Source organism: Klenkia soli (assembly GCF_900103975.1).
In the GTDB taxonomy this organism is placed as follows: Bacteria; Actinomycetota; Actinomycetes; order Mycobacteriales; family Geodermatophilaceae; genus Klenkia; species Klenkia soli.
The window spans coordinates 36,077-55,377 of the sequence record NZ_FNIR01000005.1; the positions used below are offsets into that span (position 1 = coordinate 36,077).

General features: G+C 72.2%; 17 protein-coding genes. 8 read left to right on the top strand and 9 right to left on the bottom strand.

The window, feature by feature from the left end; genetic code table 11:
- Nucleotides 1-498 precede the first annotated feature (498 nt).
- Together BLS67_RS08780 and BLS67_RS08785 are read left to right on the top strand one after the other, a co-directional pair.
- Entirely contained in the window at nt 499-1,302 is an 804-nt protein-coding gene (locus tag BLS67_RS08780; RefSeq protein WP_165617528.1) for a serine/threonine-protein kinase, read from the top strand.
- 1 nt (nt 1,303) lies between these two features.
- Nucleotides 1,304-2,869 carry a hypothetical protein gene (locus tag BLS67_RS08785; RefSeq protein WP_091243341.1) on the top strand — a complete coding sequence of 522 codons (1,566 nt, stop codon included), beginning with the start codon at nt 1,304-1,306 and terminating at the stop codon, nt 2,867-2,869.
- Nucleotides 2,870-2,878: 9 nt separating this feature from the next.
- Here BLS67_RS08785 and BLS67_RS08790 read toward each other — a convergent pair whose 3' ends face one another.
- Nucleotides 2,879-3,688 carry a hypothetical protein gene (locus tag BLS67_RS08790; protein WP_091243344.1) on the bottom strand — a complete coding sequence of 270 codons (810 nt, stop codon included), beginning with the start codon at nt 3,686-3,688 and terminating at the stop codon, nt 2,879-2,881.
- A gap of 611 nt (nt 3,689-4,299) precedes the next feature.
- Here BLS67_RS08790 and BLS67_RS08800 point away from each other — a divergent pair.
- The 5 genes from BLS67_RS08800 (at nt 4,300) to BLS67_RS08820 (ending at nt 10,386) form a co-directional block, all read left to right on the top strand.
- The gene (locus BLS67_RS08800) at nt 4,300-7,692 is read left to right on the top strand and encodes a hypothetical protein (RefSeq protein WP_091243351.1); all 3,393 of its coding nucleotides are present in this window, start codon (nt 4,300-4,302) and stop codon (nt 7,690-7,692) included.
- A 71-nt stretch (nt 7,693-7,763) separates the two neighbouring features.
- A complete protein-coding gene (locus tag BLS67_RS08805) occupies nt 7,764-7,976 on the top strand; it encodes a hypothetical protein (RefSeq protein WP_091243355.1) in 213 nt (70 codons plus the stop codon).
- Between the two features lie 386 nt (nt 7,977-8,362).
- The gene (locus tag BLS67_RS23425; RefSeq protein ID WP_091243358.1) at nt 8,363-9,316 is read left to right on the top strand and encodes a hypothetical protein; all 954 of its coding nucleotides are present in this window, start codon (nt 8,363-8,365) and stop codon (nt 9,314-9,316) included.
- Nucleotides 9,316-9,801, top strand: coding sequence for a hypothetical protein (locus BLS67_RS23430; RefSeq protein WP_131801702.1), 486 nt, complete (start codon nt 9,316-9,318; stop codon nt 9,799-9,801). Before BLS67_RS23425 ends, BLS67_RS23430 begins: the two co-directional genes overlap by 1 nt.
- Before the next feature lie 276 nt (nt 9,802-10,077).
- Nucleotides 10,078-10,386 (top strand): DNA/RNA non-specific endonuclease, encoded by a 309-nt coding sequence (locus BLS67_RS08820; RefSeq protein ID WP_131801703.1) that lies wholly within the window; start codon nt 10,078-10,080, stop codon nt 10,384-10,386.
- A 57-nt stretch (nt 10,387-10,443) separates the two neighbouring features.
- On the opposite strand, the gene BLS67_RS23435 is transcribed toward BLS67_RS08820, so the two are convergent.
- From BLS67_RS23435 to BLS67_RS08840, 4 genes are all read right to left on the bottom strand, one after another.
- Complete coding sequence (locus BLS67_RS23435) at nt 10,444-10,776, bottom strand: hypothetical protein (RefSeq protein ID WP_131801704.1); 333 nt, start codon at nt 10,774-10,776, stop codon at nt 10,444-10,446.
- Between the two features lie 841 nt (nt 10,777-11,617).
- Nucleotides 11,618-13,360, bottom strand: a complete 1,743-nt coding sequence (locus tag BLS67_RS08830) for a hypothetical protein (RefSeq protein ID WP_131801705.1) — start codon at nt 13,358-13,360, stop codon at nt 11,618-11,620.
- Between the two features lie 118 nt (nt 13,361-13,478).
- Nucleotides 13,479-13,859, bottom strand: coding sequence for a DUF2442 domain-containing protein (locus BLS67_RS08835; RefSeq protein ID WP_091243379.1), 381 nt, complete (start codon nt 13,857-13,859; stop codon nt 13,479-13,481).
- Nucleotides 13,856-14,089: a hypothetical protein gene (locus BLS67_RS08840; RefSeq protein WP_131801706.1), complete on the bottom strand. Its 234-nt coding sequence runs from the start codon at nt 14,087-14,089 to the stop codon at nt 13,856-13,858. Before BLS67_RS08840 ends, BLS67_RS08835 begins: the two co-directional genes overlap by 4 nt.
- A 574-nt stretch (nt 14,090-14,663) precedes the next feature.
- Between BLS67_RS08840 and BLS67_RS08845 the strand changes: the two genes are divergently transcribed.
- Nucleotides 14,664-15,431, top strand: coding sequence for a hypothetical protein (locus BLS67_RS08845; RefSeq protein ID WP_091243385.1), 768 nt, complete (start codon nt 14,664-14,666; stop codon nt 15,429-15,431).
- 189 nt (nt 15,432-15,620) lie between these two features.
- On the opposite strand, the gene BLS67_RS08850 is transcribed toward BLS67_RS08845, so the two are convergent.
- The 4 genes from BLS67_RS08850 to BLS67_RS08865 form a co-directional block, all read right to left on the bottom strand.
- Entirely contained in the window at nt 15,621-15,923 is a 303-nt protein-coding gene (locus tag BLS67_RS08850) for a hypothetical protein (protein ID WP_131801707.1), read from the bottom strand.
- A gap of 256 nt (nt 15,924-16,179) precedes the next feature.
- Complete coding sequence (locus BLS67_RS08855) at nt 16,180-16,476, bottom strand: hypothetical protein (RefSeq protein WP_091243391.1); 297 nt, start codon at nt 16,474-16,476, stop codon at nt 16,180-16,182.
- A gap of 8 nt (nt 16,477-16,484) precedes the next feature.
- Nucleotides 16,485-17,015 (bottom strand): hypothetical protein, encoded by a 531-nt coding sequence (locus BLS67_RS08860; protein WP_091243394.1) that lies wholly within the window; start codon nt 17,013-17,015, stop codon nt 16,485-16,487.
- 225 nt (nt 17,016-17,240) lie between these two features.
- Entirely contained in the window at nt 17,241-18,884 is a 1,644-nt protein-coding gene (locus BLS67_RS08865) for a hypothetical protein (RefSeq protein ID WP_091243398.1), read from the bottom strand.
- Between the last annotated feature and the right edge of the window lie 417 nt (nt 18,885-19,301).

Consider the following 19,301-nt stretch of genomic DNA (forward strand, 5'->3'; position numbering starts at 1 on the left):
CTACAACGGCACCCCACCGCCGACGACGACGGTCGCAGCGCTGCTGCCGTTGCAGGGGCGAACGCAACCGCGTGTGCGCACCGGTACTACGTCGACGCCGCAATCGTCGTGTTGACCGCTGCCGAGGAGGAGGTGCTTGCCCACCTCGTCGAACATCTGCCGCGGGTGACGCGCATCCTCCGCACCAGCTAGGAGACACGTTCCGTGGCGCGCCCGGCCCTATGGCCTGCGAGCAGACACTTGTCACTGTGCGTCCAGAACGCGGCTGAGTCGGCTTCCCCCATCTGCGGCTACAGTCCGCTCACAGGCGGACCAAGTGGTTCCGCCTCCGTCAGTCTGATGTCCTCACATCTCGGTCTTGGCGCACTGCGGCGATCTGCACGCGGAGCACGGGGGCGAGTGGGGGCATGCGCACGAGGGGGACGAGTGGACGCGCTCTTCTGGTGGGAAGCTGCGCCCGCGGGGAGTGGCCCGGGTCCCCTCCTGCAGGAGGCTGACGTGCAAGCCGTGTTCCACGCGGAAGCTGCTTCCTTCCTCGGCCGAGGTGCGTTCGGCGAGACCTGGCGGGTCGTCGACTCCGCCGGCACCTCGACGGCGGTGAAGATCATCCTGGACGAGGGGTACCCGCAGGCCCTGCTCACCCGCGAGGTGGGCGGTCTGCAGCGTGCGCAGGACCCCAGGGTGGTCGCGCTGTTGGACGTGCGGGAAGTCGAGCTGGCCATCGGAGCCCGTCAGGCCCTGGTGTTCGAGTTCGTCGCTGGTGGTGATGTCGCAGGTCGGCTCGCTGCCGGAGCCGGGCCCTCGTGGGACGAGGCCGCCCAGTTCCTCCGCGAGCTCCTGGGCGCAGTGAACGCCCTGCACGCAGTTGACACCGTGCACCGAGACATCAAGCCCGAGAACGTGGCGTTGCGGGGCTCATCGTGGTCGGCCCCGGTCCTGCTGGACCTGGGGCTGGCCAAGCTCCTGAACGTCGAGTCCATGACCCAGTACCCGGCCCTCATGGGGACGTTGCCCTACATGGCCCCAGAGCAGGTCCAGCAGGAGAGCGGACGGAAGGCGGCCGACGTCTGGGCCGTCGGCGTGGTGAGCTACATCCTGCTATCGGGTCGGCACCCCTTCCTGGGCGGGCGGTCGACCGCGGTGCTGGGCGAGGAGCTCCTGGACCGGATGCGGGCCGGCGCCCCGCCGCTGCCTGCCGGGGTGCCGGGCGACGCCGCGGCGGTGGTGCACCGGCTGCTGTCGTTCGACGCATTCGAGCGCGGGTCGGCTGGCCGCGCCTACCGCGACCTGGGGGGAACGTGACGTGACCGAGCCTCATGACGTCGACGACGTGATCGGCCCGGACGACGACGATGACGACGGCGACCGGGACGACGTCGTCGAGCTCGACGACGAGGACGGGGACGAGTACGACCTCCTCGACGACGACCCCTACGCCGACTATGACGGCTACGGCGACGAGGACGACCCCGCAGACGAAGACGACGAACGCGAGGTCGACACCGCCGAACTGGACGCGGCGGAGGCGGCCGGCGGGATCAGCGTTGCCGGCGATGGCGCCGAGGACATCGCGCCCAGCTCGATGGCGCCGGACCTGTCTGCGTACACGGTGGACATCTCGACCGGCGAGGTCACCGATGTGCCCGCCGTCGCCACCCCGGTGCAAGCCGACCTGGCTGCGCAGTTGTCCGGGTCCATGCCCCTGCTGCTGCTCGCAAAGAGCGCCCAGAAGGCCGGTCATCTCCCCGAGGTGGCTCAGGTGGCGACCCGGGTGACGGGAGGCGCGGTCGGCGTCGGGGTGGTCCTCCGGCTGCCCTCCCACACGGCTGCTGCGGCGGCAGCGTTCCTGGCCCGGTTCGGCAGCTCCCCCGTCCGGCTGGCCGACCCAGACCTCTACCGGGCGCCTTCGCACGGGAGCCCGGACAAGGCGATCGGGGTGCGCACCGTCAAGTGGCACCCCTGGCTGGCCAACGCACCTGCCCCCTCGAGCAGCACCGACACCGCGTGGGTCGGCACCGTGCTGCAGAAGCAGATCGACGCCGGCGCCACGGTGATGCTGTCGGCAACCGGCTGGGTCGGGGCGACCAACGGTGCGATCGAGCTGGGTCACGCTCGTCGGTGGGTCGCGGCCAGCCGCGCTGCCGCCCGCCCATCGACGCCGATGTTCGTCAACTTGACGATGGACCGGGCCTGGCTGACCGACTCGAACCTGCGCAGCCTGCTGCTGCAGGAGCTCGTCGAGTCCAACGAGCGCCTGTGGTACCTCCGGTTCCGGTGGCCGGTGACCAACCCCCGGTACGGGCAGCTGCGCGACGCTGCCGTGCTGGACGGCTACAAGCTGTTGGCGGTCACGGCGGCGCTGGAGGGCAAGGTGCTGGTGTTGCCGAACAGCGGGCTGACCGGCTGGGTGGCAACCGCGCTGGGGGCGACCGGGTTCTCCACCGGGATGAGCTGGGGCGAGCAGGCCTACGCCGACCCGCGGATCGTCAGCGCCCGCAAGGGCGAGCCGCCACCCCCGCCCACCCTGCGGCTGTTCGAGCGGTCGCTGCTGCACACCGTCGACCACGCCTCGCACGTGGCGCTGATGGCGCAGCAGGACTACCTGCTCTGCCGGTGCCGGTACTGCCAGGCCCTCGGTGCCCACACGCAGAGTCCGGCCAGGTGGGACCGGGAGACAGCCGGCCTGCACTACCTGCTCCGGGTCGCTCGCCTCACCGCAATGCTCAACGGGCCGGCCCGTCGAACCGAGGCAACGCGGGAGGTCCTTCGGGCACAGCAGTTCCTGAAGGCCACCGCCACCACCGCGGCGGCACCGACCGGGAACAACGCGCCGGCGCACCTGTCCGAGTGGTACCGGCTGCTGCTGTAGGCCTCCGAGTCAGACGGCGTGCAGGGTCCGCCCGAACACGGGGTAGGACGGCCCAGCGGTCTGCCCGTTGAGGACTAGCTGCCAGACGCGTTCGGCCAGCACCGCATGCGCGGCCCGGTCGGGGACGTGCGCCCGTGGGCGGGCTGCCACCTGGACCTGACCGGTCGGGCTGTCCACCAGCAACACGCCCACACCCAGCCCCGCGATGGCCGCCCGCTGCTCGACCGCAACGTCAGCGCGAGCTGCGTCCAGGGCGATGTAGCTGCTGTCCGCGCTTCCGGTATGACGCATCGCCTGATGGACGGCGCGCTGCCAGGCAGACTTCTTGGCCTCCACGGTGACCAGCTCATCACCCAGGGGCTGCAGGACGTGCACGGCGTCGACCTGGGCGGCCGCACCACGCCCCCGGACGGGGGTGACCCAGCCCAGGGTCGCCAGCGCGGGCAAGACGTTGCCGCGCAGGTGGCCCACGCTCAGACCGGTGGCGCCGGACATTGCGGTCACCGTGCGAAAGCCGTCAGCGACGACTAGCAGCGTGCGCACCTGGCTGTAGTCGACGACGGGACGCAGGCCAGCTGACCGTCGGGCCGCCACGGCCGTCTCGTTCAGCTCCGCCATCACGATGTCCGGGACCCCGGAGACGGTGGGCACCTCGGTCAGCACATGTCGTGCACCGGTCACATCTGGCGAACCGAGCTGCGCGATCGAACCCACCAGGGGCGCGATCATGTCCTGCTCCCACCGGAAGGCCTGCGGCCGTTCGGGTGTGGCGCCCACCTCGTCCAGGTGCGGGGCGGCCAGGCCGAGCATGGCAGTCACCTGTCGCACACTAGCCCGCCCTCCGGGTTGTCCTCGGCGCGTCCGCCGGCGCCCGTTCGACTGGTCCCGACAACGATCGGGGCGCGCTTGGTACCTGCTCAACTGGATCTGCAGAACGTGGGTTTCGATGAGCTCGATGCCCGCCTCGACTGTGGCGGGACGGTGGCCGGCCGCACGGGTCAGGGGTCGGTGGCGAACTGGCGCCGGGGGTCCGATCTCACAGTTCTCGCCGCGGTACGGGCCCCCGGTCACGACGGCGCGCGGCGAGAGATCATGAGCGCTAGGTGCATCTACCCGCTGTGCACCGCAGCCACGCAGCTCATGGAGTCGTGCCCGGCCCACAGCGCGCGGGCGGGCCGCGGCGTGGTTGGGCGGTAGCCGCGCGGACGCTGCCGGGCAGCTCGCCGGATCCAGGAGCCCACCCCGGGACGCCTGGGCCGGCCGTCGGCGGCATCGTCGGCGTGGTGCTCACCCCCTGACCAGCACATTGTCTGACTTGCGAGAGCCAGCAGCGTCATCCGGACCAGTCCTGTTCAAGTTGTCGCAGCTGATTGCGCTCAAGTCGCGCGCCGTCACGGTGCGGGTCATCCGACCCGACTGGAGGCGCCCCGATGGCCCGCAGCAACAAGAAGAACAAGACCCCCGGCGCCGGCGTGCGCGAGCTGAAGCGCTGGCTACGCGGACGGGCCGAGCTCGCTGCCGCCAGCGGTCGTCCGATCGAGGACATCCGGTGCATCCGGACGTCGAGCTCGAACGTCACGCAGTGGGAGGCGAGCGCAAGGACGTCGTTCGCCGCGCTAGAGCTGCTGCAGGACCCGGACGTCATCCTCGCCCAGTCCTACGGGATGGACCTGGTCCGGCGCGACGCAGCTGGCAAGGCCAAGCGCGCCGAACTCGGAGACGCGGTGTTCCCGCTGATGATGTGCCACGCCCCCGGTGGAGTGGGCTCCAGCAACATCGGACTCCTGCTGCACGTCGGCCGGACCCTGTTCGTGTACCTCCTGACCTCAGCACGCGCGGACAACCTCGAGGCCGAAAACGAGGACCGGCGTGGCAACGCGGCCACCGAGCTCCTCTCAGAGGTGGTGCGCCGGACCTTCGAAGTGGGACGCGCACACGACCCCACGTACCGGCCGCGGGTGCACGCCCGCGAGCACGAGAGGATCGTCCGCGACGAGCGGCACGGCACGGCGCTAAAGGAGACGTTCATCGCCTGCCACGTCATCGCGTTCATCCCGCACCGGATCGACATGCGGGAGCGCGGCGAGGCCAACACCTTCAGCTTCGGCACCCTCATGTCGGCCGTGGCCGTGGAGGGCCTCGTCCTCGGCATGAACCGCGCCGAGGTCGTCATGCAGGCCAACGGCGGGTACTACGCCTGGGCCGCACAGGTGCCGTTCACCCACGAGCCGACGCGCACGACGGAGGTCGACCCTCGGACCGGGGTGACGTTCGCCAGCACGAACAAGCACCGGCTCGCCGTCACCGCAGAGGTCGACGGCGCCCGTGCCCTGCTGCGGACCCTGGCCGACGCGCTGCTCAAGGACCGGGTCGATCACCGGGGCGTCCAGAAGCCGCTGCCGGACTGGGCGAAGACGGCCGACCTCCCCGAGGTGCTGGCGCTGCCCTCGCGGCAGCCCTACGACCTCATGCGGGGCATCACCCTCGGGCAGAAGTCGCTCACCTCCCGAGTGAAGTCGCTGAAGTCGCTGATCACAGACCGGTGGATCGAGGCCTGGCGCACCGGCTGGCTGACCGTCGACGTGCCGATCAAGACGGACCTGAAGCTGGACCTCGGCGACGAGGTCGAGATCGTCGCGAAGGGCGACAAGAAGTACTACCGGTGCAAGGTGGCCATGCCGGTCCCGGAGGGCGGCTGGGGCATCTCCGACGACGAGTGGAACGAGCTCCTCCGCCGCCGGTACCCGGACAAGAAGCGGACGCCCACGACCGACTGCCACCCCCTGGCCGGAATCGGCTGGGACGACCACGAGCGGGACCGGGAGTACCGGCTGGCCACTCGCAACCGCTACGTGGTGGAGAGCCGACAGCTGTCGGCGACCGCGACCGAGCACGGCGACCGCATCGGCTGGCAGGACGGCCCGGCCGTACGGCACGAGGCGACGATCACCTCAACCGTGCTGCACGCCAGCGTCGCCGCTTCCGCCCGTGAGGCGCTGATCGGCCTGGACGCGCCGCTGGCCCCCGTGGTCCTGCGGCACGCGGCCACCATCCGGCCGGCAGAGCAGGCGACGTTCGATGTCGCCACGCGCGAGAGCCTGGTCGAAGCCCTGCAGGACGCCGAGGACCTCGAGGAGGTGGCCCTCTCCGACCAGCAAGGCGCCCGGGTGGCGCTGAAGAAGGTCGAACGAACCGGTGACGCCGCGGCCATAACCGAGGCGAGCCGACAGCTCGACATCGCCAACAAGGCACTGTCCCGGGCGCGGGAGACGCGTCGGAGAGCCAAGCAGGAGCTGGACGACTACGACACCAACCCGCCGGCAACGCCCGCGCTCCCGGCCGAGCAGCTGGTCGACGTGCTGACCGCGACGCCGGAGTTCATTGTCGCCGCGTTGGAGAAGAGCCCCGGGGTCGGCCCGCTGTGGCTGCACACCACCTGCAGCACCATGTTCACCGACTGGCGGTGCCGGCTCGTCCGCCGCACCGGTGCCCGAGACCGGGTCGCCTGGGCGTGCGTGCTGGTGCTGGAAGTCGAGGGCAGCGACGACACGGTGCTGCTGCCGCTGTCCGGCGAGGTCGACAGCAGCTCGAACCTCAGCGGCTCCGCGGCGGCGACCACGGTGGAGGACTGGGCGTGGCGGTTCTTCTACCGCGGGCAGTCGTTCGCCGAGGTCGGTTCGGCCGCGGGAATCGATGGCAGTGGCCAGAAGAACACGTGGCTGTACAAGTCGCTGTCCGAGTGGTTGACCCCTGCGGTCCCCGACAGGGCCATGCGCACGGCCGCCATGCACTGCCCCATCCCGGCCGTCCGCCGCATCCTCTGGATGATGGTGACCGGCGACATCGCCGCGCTGGCCGGCATCGACACCGCCTTCATCGGCCACATCGAAACGCTTTACGGCAGCGTGGCGTGGCTGCCGAAGTGGTCGTGGTGCCGCGATACCCACACTGACGGTCGCCGCGTCGCGGCCGCGCTGCTCGCCGCCGACGGTGCTCACCTGCCGGTGCACATGCTCCTCGGCGAGGCGAAGCTCAGCCGCCAGGCGCTGATGGCCACCGCCCGCGAGAACGGCACGACCACCACGGGTGAGGTGGGGCGCCGCACACCGCCGCGGGCCGTCGGCTACTTCGACAAGAGCTGCCGCCGTGGCGCACCGACCGTTCACCCGGACAAGCAGCAGCTGCTCCTGCGGCCCTGCCCGCACGACGACTGCCCGGCCCGGGTGGCCGGCGGGCGAGGCTACGCCTCGCTGGTGCTCAACGTGCCCGAGACCGAGCAGTGGCACGGCGTGCTGTGCCCGTCGTGCATGCGCCTGCCCGTGAAGGACAAGCGGGATGTCCGGTTCCCCGCCGACTACGCCCGCCCGTGGTCTGGGCACTTCGGGGCCCGCAGCACCAAGTCCGGCGCCCGGCACCAGGAGGCGTGGACCTTCGTAGACAAGGCTTTCCCCGACCCCGGCCCCGACGCACCACTGCCGGACACCGGCGCGCTGCCGCAGACCCCACGGCCTTCCGACGCAGCGGTCGCGCGGTGCAGGCCGACCGCATCTCTGCGCGCGACGGCACTGGGTGGTCGGCGGGTGCTGGCGGTCGCGCTGGCCGAGGGTCAGCAGGCTGGCTTCAACCAGCGGCTCGCCGAGCTCGGTGGCACCCAGGGGGAGCGCGTCACCGCGTCACTGGCCGCGGTCGTGGTCGGCTCGCGGCGGGCGACGGCCACGCCGCGAGCGGTCCGCGCCGCGGCGCTCGGCCTCCCGGTGCTCACGGTCACCGAGTTCGCCGCCTGGAAGCCCGCTTCCAGTGCCTCGGTGCCCCACCTGGCCTGACCTGATTGCGCGGTGCCCTTGCGCGCCGGACGGATGTCCTCACGACACCCGTTCGGCAGAAGGGCAGGGCGATGGACGCCAACACCGACCAGCAGAACCGGTACAAGCCGGCAAAGGGGGCGACGGTTGCGGCCCGCATCGCTCACTGGCGTGCGATGAGCTGGGAGGAGCTCTGCAAGGTCATCCTTGCGGGCGGCCCGGCCGCCGACACCACGACCGTCAGGGTCGCGGGGTTCAGCCCTCCTTCACCGTCGAGCCGGCCCGCAGCAACTACCGGCGGCTGATGGACGAGGTCCTCGCTCGCATCGAGCCGGGGTGTGAGATGGGCACCGACGGCGGAGGCTGTGCGGTCGGTCCCCGACGGTGTCTCACCGCTGCTGCAGACCGCGTCGCGGCGCCTGCCAGCCGACCAGCAGGCGCACGTGCAGACCGTGATCGTGAGGTACCTGTCTCAATCCTCGACAAGGCCGCGGCTGGACCGGCGGGGCCCGCGCATCCGCGCTCACCTCCTGGCGGCCGCGCAGGGCCGGCAGGCCCGGTTACCCGTTCAGGTGACGTCGCTGGCCCCAGGTGCCTCCCGGACCCCCTTACGAGACACTCGGGGCCCGTCGCAGCCGCGGGGGGACCGACGCCCCTCAGCGGTGCTGGGCGGCCCGACCGAGGGCGTGTCATGACCACTCGCCGTCGCGCAGCTGCCGCGGGCCTGGCTGCGCTGCTGACCTCCGTCCTGGTCGCGCTGAGCTCACCGGCCCCAGCCCAGGCCGCCCCGGTCGGTGGCACCTCGGCCCCGGCGTGCGTCAACGTCAACGCCCAGGCCGACGACCTGCTCGCGCAGGCCTCGGCGCTGGACGCGCAGATCGCCGCGCATAACGCCCAACCGGTCGACACCACCAACGCCGCCGCCGTCGCGGCTTACAACGCCCGCGCCGATGAGCTCAACGCCCAGCGCGACGGCCTCATCGCCCAGGCCAACGCCCTCGACATCCAGGTCGCGCAGTGCATCAGCCTGGACACCCAGATCCAGGACACCATCGCCGGTCAGCCCGGCGACTGGTCCTACGAACCATCGCCGGAGGTCATCAACGCCTTCGCCGGACGGCTGGCCCCGCTGAACCGCGCTGCAGTACCCCTGCCCACCGCACCGAAGCCGAACGGTGCCTGGTCGGTGAACGGTCCGATGGCGCCCTACTACGACCCGGTCCGGAACGCAGCCCCACCGCGCGACGTGGCCGCCCTCATCGGTGACGAGCCCCTCAACGGCCAGCCCCGGCCGGCGGTCGGAGACCCCGACCCAGCATTCCCCGGCCTGGTCATCCAGGGCCGGAACGGCAAACCGAACGTCTCACCGGACCACATCGTCCCGCTGTCGGAGATTGCAGCAACCATGCCGGGGTTCTGGCAACTGAACCCACGCAACATGCTGCTGATCATCAACGCCCCGGTGAACTACCAGTGGCTGAGCTGGCTGGCCAACCAGTCCAAGCAGAACCGGCCCGTCACCACCATGAGCCAAGCCGACCCCGCCTGGGTCCAAGACCAGCTGGCTCTGCGCGAGCAGGTCCTCACCCGCCTGCGACAGGCCATCGACCTGATGCTGCAGCAGCAGCAGGCGGCCGGTGGGTGATGGCCCGCATCCCCGCCGGCCCTCGCGGCCGGCTGGCCGCCGCCGCAGCCGCCGTGCTCGTCCTGGCCCTGGCTCTGGGGCTCACCATGAACGCCGTCGCCAACACCACCGTCCCCGGGGAGCCCACGCCCGCCATGACCCCTGATGAAGCTGCCCTCACCGCCCTGGTAACCGACTACTGGACAGCGATGGCCAACAACGACATCGATGCCTTGACCCCGCTGCTGTGCGAGGACGACCGCGCCGACGCCCTCGAGGTCGCCGACCCCGACGCCACCCCGGCCGACCCCCCTGTGCAGGTCGACGTCGAAGTCACCGCCATCCGCATCGTGGAGCCCTACGCCGCGATCACCAACTCCACCAACCTGGGCACCCGCACCGGGGAGGCCTACGCGCAGCGCTTCGACGCCCAGTGGTTGCTTTGCAGCGACGCCGCCTTCCTCATGCCCGGCGCCGACGGGGTCCCAGCGACCCCCACCAACTGACCGACACCCCACCCTGGCCTCCCACCCTCGACCCAGAGCGTCGAGGTCCCATCCGAAGGGTGTCCACCCTCACCTGCCCGAGACCTCCTCAACGCGCATCGGTGACCCTCTCCCGAAGGGGTGGGATCGAGAAGAGGGCGTGGTGACGAGCGCGCCGGTGCGCGGCGGCTGTCGAGGGTGGCTGCCCGCGTAGCCAGGCTGCTAGCGGAGCTGGGCGGCGGGCCCCTCGTCCTGGGGGAGCCTCCCACGCTCGGACCACCTCGCGCGTTGCACAGGGTGCAGATACCGCTGCGGTTCTACAAGGTTGCGGTCTTCGTCCTTGCCCACAACGGCACGCCGTCGGGGGCGCCGGTGCTCGGGGCGACCGGCTACGTGCTGGACCAGACCCCGCAGGTCGCCGACCTGCCCGACATCCTTGCCCGTGCACATGAGGTCGGCGCACCTCCGCCGCTGGGGCCCTTCCGCACTTCCCAGGTGCCGATCGCCGACATCGCCGCGCTGACCGGCCTGGACTGGTCGGCCATCGCGCCCCTGGACCGACTGCTCCCGGCCGGGATGAGCTCGCAGGCCGCATCCGCGCCGTAGCGCCCCTTGCGCAGCTACGCCGACATCGTCCTGTAGCCCGGCGGGGCGCCGAACTGGTCATGGCTCGAACCTGCGGCCCTCGGTGCGCTGCACAGCGCCCTGCCACACCCAGCACCGGAGCTTCTCCTCCCCGACCTCCAGCTCGACGCCCACCGCCTCGTCGGTCCACCGGTTCACCTTGACCGTGCAGCGCACGTCAACATCCCCGAACCGCACCCAGGCCAGTGCCCACATCGGGCCCCTGTCCGGGGCGAGGGACACCACCCGAGTAGCAAGCTGGAGCTGCTCGTCGGACAGGGTCTGCAGAGCCCCGCGGTTGCGCGCGGCGAGCAGCCGTCGCTGCTGCGCCCGCTGCTCGCCGGTGTCGGGGTAGCGCCGGTTGGTCCCCACCCGATCACGTTCGCACACGTGTTCGAAACGCGTGGGGTCCGCGTGGCAGTTCCTCCTGTGGCGCGGGAGCGTCGACGCCTCCCGGTGTGCTCTGTGCAGGCGTCGGGAAGGCGACCAGGGGCACCCCCTGCCGAGGCTGGCGGCCTGCACGCCCCGGCGGTGCAGCTGGCACGCGAGCATCGTGGAGGCGATGGCCCTTGCCCCGTGCTCCGCGAGCACGTCGACGCGCCATTCGCGCAACGGGTTATCACCCGATTTCCCCGCAGCCTGTGGGGAAGTTCTGGTCAGCGGCGGCGCGGTTCGAGGTGGTGCAGCGAGCCGCGCTTGTCGGTGATCGCATCGAGCGGACCGCTACTGCTCAACATGCCTGGAGGTCAACTGCGGCCGGCCCGTGCAGGGTGGGCGGGTGGGCGCCTCACCCGCCAGGGTGAGCGTGGGCGGAGCCTGTGGACCAGGCTGAAATCGTGACGCTACGGTTGCCATGTCGGACGCCAGCGCGTCTGACCGCCAGACTGCGGCGGGCCTTCGGGTCGGCCGCCGCGCCTTCGGGCGTCGCACCTCCGGGTGCACCGGGACCCCGGGTCGGCTCACGCCAACCCGGGGTCTCGTCGTTGATGGCCGCACCGGTTGCGCTGTCACCTCTCCGGCCTCAGTCGAGCTCGGTACTGCTGCACCCGGCGCTGCAGGTCCGGGCAGGCTCAGGCATGGGCCCGATCGGCGGGGTAACCGGCTCGAGGCGTCGAGCCCGACACCCCCCCCACAGGCTGTGGGGGAACTGCGCCACAGCCTGTTGCGCAACCTCGCGCCCGGCGGTCGTTCATCGCTCCGACGGAGCTGGGCCTCAGCGGCGGCCGGGCAGGCCGGGGACCGGTAGGTAGGGCTCGCCCAGGTCATCGACTGCGCGGATCAGGTAGGCCTTGTGCTCGCCGACGCAGGTGAACTGGGCGGCCGCCGGTGCGACCGGGCGACCTGCCCGCTCGTCGGCGGCGAGGGCATGCAGCTGCTCGCGGTTGGTCAGCTGCATCCCGGGCGACCACATCGCCAACCCGGGCACCTTGTACGTGGTGCCGTCCAGGGTGAGGGGGAAGGCGTCGGGGGCGCCGTACAGCGCGCCGGGCGCGGTCGGCACCGAGTCCAACAGCTGCCCGATCTGGCCAGCGACGATGGGGGCGCTCAGCCCGTCGTAGGGCAGCAGGCCCGGGGTGCCGGTCAGCGCCGAGGCCACGGCCATCAGCTCGCCGGCCTCCCGGCCGGCCGGTGGGTCGGTGGGGATGGGCACCAGCTGGCCGAGGTGGTTCTGCAGCAGCTCCAGGGCGGCGATGAGGTTGTGCAGGTAGTCCACGTTGGCCGAGGCCTCGCCGCCGGCGTCGTAGGACGTCAGGACCACCGGGCCCTGCTTGAACACCAGCCGGGTCCCGGGCCGGCAGGCCGCGAGGAACGCGATGGCCGGCAGCGCGTCGTGCGGGTACCGCCCGGCCAGCGGGGCCAGGCTCAGGTTGAGCTCGGTGCCCTCGGACTCATCCGCGCCGGCCTGCACCCGGCCCAGCAGCAGGCCGCTGGGGTCCGCGCCGGTCATCGCAACACCGTGCGGGGCGACGATGCGCTTGGTGAAGGCGAAGGGCACCGACGGCAGCCCGCGCTCGGGCTCATCCAGGCCGTCGGCCGCGAGGACGACCACCCCCTCCCCCGCTGACGGTGGGGCCGCATCCTCCAGGGCCAGGGTGCAGTGCAGCGGCAAGTCGGTGGTGTCCGGGACGGTGATCAGCCGCACCGAGCTGACCGGCCGGGAGGGGTCCCCGATGAGGCGCTGGGTGGCCTCGGAGGAGGCGAGCACCTGCACGTCGTCGATGAACCGGCCGTCGATCTCCACGTCCCCGCCGGAGCGCAGCCACCGCTGCAGCACGGCGCGGGCCGCGTCGGCGTCGGGGTCCCCGGCCGGGAAGGTGAACTGGGTGTTGATCGACACCGGGTCGGCGGTGGCCGCGTCGGGAGTCTGGGCGGTGAGCACATTGGCCGGGCCGATCGGGCTGTCCTGGACGTCCCAGCGCCAGAACGGGCTGATGGTGCCGCCCAGGGCGTGCAGCTCCTGGACCCGCTGCAGGTAGTCCTCGCCGGTGGCCAGCGCGGCGCGTTCCTGGGCGTGCTGGGCGGCGCGGCGCAGCACCTTGTACTGCGCGCCCTCCACGTAGCTGATCAGGTCCTCCCGGCCGGCGATCTGCCCGTCCAGCCAGTCCCGGCCGAACCACTCCAAGACGACCTGTGGGTGCTGGACGCGCAGCTTGTCGAACCAGGTGAGCTCGGCGGGTGTGGGGTCCAGCGGGATGACCAGCACCCAGCGGGCCGGTGCGTGCTTGCCCACGGCGCCGGTCAGCGATCGGGCGACTTGGCGCCGCTGACTGGTGGTCAGGCGCCGGGTGAAGGACTTGACCTCGTAGATGGTCAGCCCGTCGGGGCCGTCATGGCGCAGGTCCTGGGACCCGTCCCCGCCCGAGCCGTCGATGCCGGTGGCCCCGCATGCGGCGCGGACCAGCATCTTCACGACCCGCTCGAGCTTGGCGGGATCCAGCTCTGCCCAGTCCAGCACCATAAGAGTATGTAGGCCGGGGGTGTCAGCGTCCCGACCTCCCGAGCCCGCGACGGGCCGCGGCGGGCCGCGAGCGCGCTGTCGCATCCGTACCGACGGCGGTACGGATGCGCCACGGTCAACCGGCCGACCCCGCCAGCGGGTCGGGGTCAGTGGGGTCCTGACCAGCGGGCTGCAGGTGGCCGGCCCGGCGCAGGGCGACCGGGGAGATGTCCAGGCCGGTCGCGGTCCACACCAGCGTGCCGGCATCGGGGTCGACCTGCACGGCGGCGAACACTGCCGGGTCGCGCACCGGTTCACCGACTTCCCCGAGCAGGAACGGCTCGCAGTCCACGGTGCTGACCAGCCCATCGGCCCAGCCCAGGCGCACCCGGTAGCCATCCAGTGGGGTCGCGGTGACGACGTCGACGAACTCCTCTGTGCCGGCCGATGCGCCCTCCGACGGCGCATCAGGCGCGTCGAGCGGTGCGCCGTGGGGTGTGTCGTGGGGTGCGGTCATCGGTCCTCGATGACGGTGACCGGGGTGCTGAGCCGGATGGTGGGGTCCCCGGTGTCCTCCCGGACCGACAACAGCAGCTGCAGGGGCCGGCCGACGGTCATCGTGGGCCACGTCCACAGGTCCAGCCGTTCGCTGTCGCGCCGGAGCGTGACCCCGTCCCCGCGGCGGTGGCGGGTGGCGGTCATCGTGGCCGGGTCCAGGTCGTAGACGGTGCCGCTGAGCGTGTACACCCGCACCCGGCGGGCGCCTGGCGGTGCTGAGCGGCGGACCGCGACGCGCTGGACAACGCGCACCACTCCCCCGCTGTCGTCCTCGTCCGGGCCACCGGCTGCCTGCTTGTCGCTCCGCACATCCAGCCCCTCACGCGAACGCATGTTCGATGTGGTCTTACGGCGATCTTGCAGGGGCAGCCCTCTGGCGGCAAGCGACCAAGTGCTCGGCCTGTCGACGACGTCGCCGGCGGACGTCTGGGTGGACTGGGTCGTTCGTGCAGCGGGCGCTCACCGGCGAATGCCGCTCACTCCGAGAGGTCACCTACCGCCCACAGTCGGGGTCGAGGGCGGTTCGGTCGGGCTACCGTTCTGCCTGCCCGGCGCCGCGCCGGGCTACGGACCGCGGCGGGCCCTCGGGCCGGCCGCCGCGCCTTCGGGCGTCGCACCCCCGGGTGCACCGGGACCCCGGGTTCGGCTTCGGCCGGCCCGGGGTCTCGTCGTTGCGCCTGTGCCGGCGAGCTGGCCCGCTGGCGGCCGAGAGCCCTACCGTCGGCAGTGTGACGGACGACCGCAGCCTGACCCTCGGGCCCACATGGGGGCCGCCGTGGTGAGTGTGCACGCCGAGTTGGGCCCGCTGGAGCGTCAACTGGGCGTCCTGGAACTCGGTGACGTCGACTTCGACGACGCGGCCCCGACGGTGGGCCAGCAGCTCGAGGTCATCGACGAGGGCGGCGTCGCCCACCGCGCCGTAGTCGAGGACATCACGCCTGGCCGCTACGGGCGGCACTTCCGCCTGCGGTTCACCGACCCGCCCCCTGTCCTCGCCGACGCGCGCAGTACTCACGGTCAGCCCGTTTCGGGACCAACGGTTCGCTGTCCGGGCACGCCAGCTTCCTCGGATGGGACCGAGTACGCGACCGTGGTCGATGGCGGCGACACCGTGGGGTCCGCCCACCGGTGGCCGGTGGTGGTCGATCTGCCTCTCGACGTCCAGAGCATGGATGAGACCGGGCAGCCGTGGAACTTCCTCGACGAAGCGCGCGACCCATCGCTGATCGTGCCCGGCGCTGTGATCGTGGCCGGGGACGAGGACGAGCCGGTACTCGGCCGAGTCATCGACGTCGTCGGGGACGACCAGGTTGTTCATGTTGAGGTTCTGGGCCGCTTGTTCGCTGCCGACCTCAACTTCGTCGACGATGCCGACCTCGTGCTGGCCCAGGCGCCTCTCGAGGGGGTGCCACAGCCCGGTGCGGTCATCCTGGTCGGCACCCGAATCGCCTGGTCGTGGGCGACAGTGGCCTCGTTGGACGGCGGGTGGATGCACCTGGCGCTTACGGGTTCTCGTCGCGCGCCGTCGTAGCCGGATGGGGCCCGTACCGCGACGAGAACTGTGCGGTCGGAACTGCGGCGCCGGTTCGCCACCGCATAGCCGCCGACGCCGACCCGTGCAGGCCTCGACCGTCCCGGCCCGGTCGGGGGCGGAAGCCAGGCCGGACGGGACCGCTGGAGCTACGGGGCCGACGTCCTGACCGGAAGCAGGTGACCCCGATCAGAGGTCGGGCTCCATCGGGCGACAGACGGGGAACGGGTCGTGCAGGTCCGGGTGCTCCAGTACGCGTCCGTCGAGCTCGTCGGCGCCCTCCTCGAGCATCCCATCGAGCTCCAGGATGGCCTCGTACAGCGTGCCTCGCCGCACCGGGTTCTCCAGGTCGACCGGTGCGATGTCGTACTTCGCCCGAAGCACCTCCCGCGCTGCGGCCAGACCCTCCAACATGCCCGACATCAACTGCCACTCACCGAATGAGATTGTCCGGACATGTGCTTCCTCTGAACCTGCGCTGCTGTTGGTCACATGATCACCATGCACCGAAACTCAGACAAGATCATCTGTAAGGTGCGATCGCCGACGCAGTTCCGTTCGCGGGAGGTCCGGGGCGGCGGTCCAGTCGCCCCGCTCGACGGGTCCCGTCGCCGCTGGCGCGTAACGGCACAACCGTGCCACCGGCCCGCCAGAAGAACCCCAGTCAGGAGGGGTGTCCGGTTACCACCCCTCCTACCTGTCACCTGGGGGCGTGATGGAGGGGTGGGAACCAGACGCCGATTCGGGGTCAGACCGGTGCAGCCTGTGCGCTCAGCCTCTCCCGGGCGGCGAGCACCTGACGCAGAGCGCGCTCCTCGGACACCGCATCCAGGCTGACGGTCTCGGTGTGCCCCTCGGTCTCCTCCCGGCGCAGGTACGGGGGCAAGTGCAGCTCCTGGCGCCACCCACGCAGCACAGCCCGTTCGATTCGGTAGGCCAGCCGCCCGGTGGGGACGAGCACCCGGGCGTAGGGGACCCACCCGAACCGCTTGCACAGCAGGTCCACGCGCGACGCGGTCCCTGGCGACGGGCGGGCCTTCGCCACCCCGACCTTCAGGGCCAGTGGGTGGGGTGCACCAGGACGTACACCATCGCGGGCCCGTCCCAGTCCAGGCCGTAGCGGCCGCACGGGCGGCACCCACCGACCCCGGCTTTGATGTTGTCGTAGGTCGGGCGGACGTGCGCCCCGCACACCAGGCAGTGGCACAGCCACGGCTTCCCCGACGTCGGGTAGGGCACCAGTGGCTCGAGGTTGCCCGCGCGCATGATCGCGGCCGCGACCTTCGGGTCGACCTGGCGGTTGCGGCCGCGGGTCTCACGGGCGCAGGACTCACATCCACCGCCGCGGGACTTCACGTTGGAGGGGTAGGGCGCGCACGGCCGTCCGCAGGCCAGGTGCACCGACGGCCAGGGCGCGTCGTTCCCGGGGTAGGGGCCGATGGGCTCGAACCCGTGCGCCAGGAAGACCTCGACCATCTCGTCGTGGTCGGCCAGGAAGGTGGCCCGCCGGTGGGCTCTGTCGCACTCCCGGCAGACGTTCTTCTTGCCCCGGGTGATCATGGACGCGTAGGTCGGGGTCGCCACGTTCCCGCAGCGTCTGCACAGGCAGCGCCACCGGGCGTGCGGCCCGGGATAGGGAGCCAGGGGCTCGAGGTCCCATGCGGCGACCACAGCCATCATCTGCTCCCGCGTCCTGGGACTTCGGCGCACCATCGAGCCTCCCGACCTCGGCGATGGCGCGACCGTAGCCAGGGGCACCGACACAACGGCGCCACCATGCGCCCCGCCTCGCAGCCTGCGGCAGCGACGTCAGGCGGCAGCCGGCTCCCCTGTCCCGCGCCTGGTCCTAGCGGCGACCAGCCTCCGACGATGGGCGACGACGACCCGCTCGGGCAGCCCAGCGGCTGCTCGCGCCCAGCCGACCTGGTCGCCGGCGGCGTGCGCGCGCACCAGGGCACTCACCGCCTGACGCCACCGATGCTGCAGCTCCCGCCGCGCAGCCCGGACCGCAGCGACCGCCGCCCGGGCAGCAGCCTGCCGGCCGGCGACCCCCAGCCGCTGCGCGACGACCTCCGGCGCCAGGCCGGTGAGCTGCCACAGCGCCCCGGCGTTGGACGCCACACCGGCCGCGGCGAGCTTGCGCAGCTGGATGCGCACCGAGTTCACCGAACACCGCAGCGCCGCAGCCAGCTGCACCGCCGGCAGCGGGCCGGTCGACAGCTCCCGCGCCACGCGCACGGCCGTCTTGCCCAGCGCGCCCCACCTGCCGGCGTCCAGGCCGAGGTCCTCCCACTGGCCCCCGGCACCACCGCGCGGCAACTCCAGCTCAGCCTCGGGCTCAAGCTCGTGCCCGGCCGGGATGCCGACGCGGTACACCCGCGCAGCCGTCGCCGTCGCCTCCGCTGCCACCGTCAGCCAGCCGGCCGTGACCAGCCGGCGCACCGCCACGCGGGCGGTGTCGGTCGACACCCCGGCCTCCACGGCCAGGTCCGGCAGCGAAACCGCCACCACATCACGCCCCAACCTGGTCGCCACGTCCAGCACCACCTCGAGCACAGCCAGGTTCGAGGCTCCGGCCATCCCCGGCCAGGCCGACGACCTGGCTGCCGCGGCCACCCGCTGCGCTGGCCACCGGTCCCCCACTGGCGTCTGCGGGTGCGCGAGTACCCATCGCTGCGCCTTCGTCCACAGCCGGCCCAGCTCCTGGGCCCGCCAGCGCGCCGGCCGAGCCCGGAACGTCGCTCCCAGCGGAGACCGTGGGTCGCCTAGCAGCCTGGCCAGGGCATCCGCCCCCAGGCCGCGGGCGGCGCACTGCACCGCGACCGCCATGCGCGCCTCCGACGCCGATGCGTACCCACCGGCGGCGTGGCCACCGGTCAGCGCCGCCGACACCCGGCGGGACAGCCGTCCACCCAGCGCCGCAGCCAGCACCGCCGCGCCGCCGGTCACCGGTGCCGCGCGCAGCGTCTGCACCGGGCGGGCCGCGGTCGGTGGGAACAGCAGCTGACCGCGGCCGCCCAGCCGGTGGGCCGCCAGCGGCGGGCGAACCCCGGCCGCGCGCACGTCCAGCCCCGCCGCCCGACAGGCCGCTTCCAGTGCGGTCCGGTCGGCGCCGGCCGGCTTGATGACGAAGAAGGCATGCCGGTGCCCCGGCCGGCCCGAGGAGGCCACGACGTGCGGCACACCGGCACCGGCCGCGGCCCTCAGCAGGGCGTCCAGTGCCCGGCCGCGGGCCGCGGCGGCGGTGGGGCTGACCCCGGCCAGGTCGACGTCGAGGACCAGCAGGTCCGGGCGCGGAACCACCGCGAACGCGGCATCGGCGGCCACCAGCTCGGCCACTGCCGCCCGGCCGGCGGCCCGGTTCCCGGCATCCAGCGCCCAGCCGGTGGGGGCATCGGTGACCACGCGCGTCAGCGCCAACCGCCACCTGGGGGCGGCGCAGTCCTCGGTCACGTCCGGTCACCGTCACCGGAGCCCCGCGGTGGGCAGTCACCTCACGACCCGGATGCGGGCCCCCGCGGCAACCGCACAATGCCTGCCGCGTGCGCGCAGCGCGCTCCGGGCGGGCCCGAGACGTTCGAACCTGGAGTCGCCCGTCCCCTCGCACCCTGTCGTCGACAGATCATCGGCGCCCTGGTCACCGCCGTGGCCGCCACCGCCCTCAGCCTGCCAACGCCGACGCCGACGCCAACGCCAACGCCAACGCCAACGCCAACGCCAACCATCCGCCGAACCGACTGCGGCGGCCACGGCCACCAGCCCCCCGAGCGCGTCGGCCACCTCTGCGGCAGTCCCGACGTCACCCTGTTCGGATGATCAGCCCGGCTTCCCCCGCCCCATCGACGACCTGACAGTCGGACCGCAGCCGCC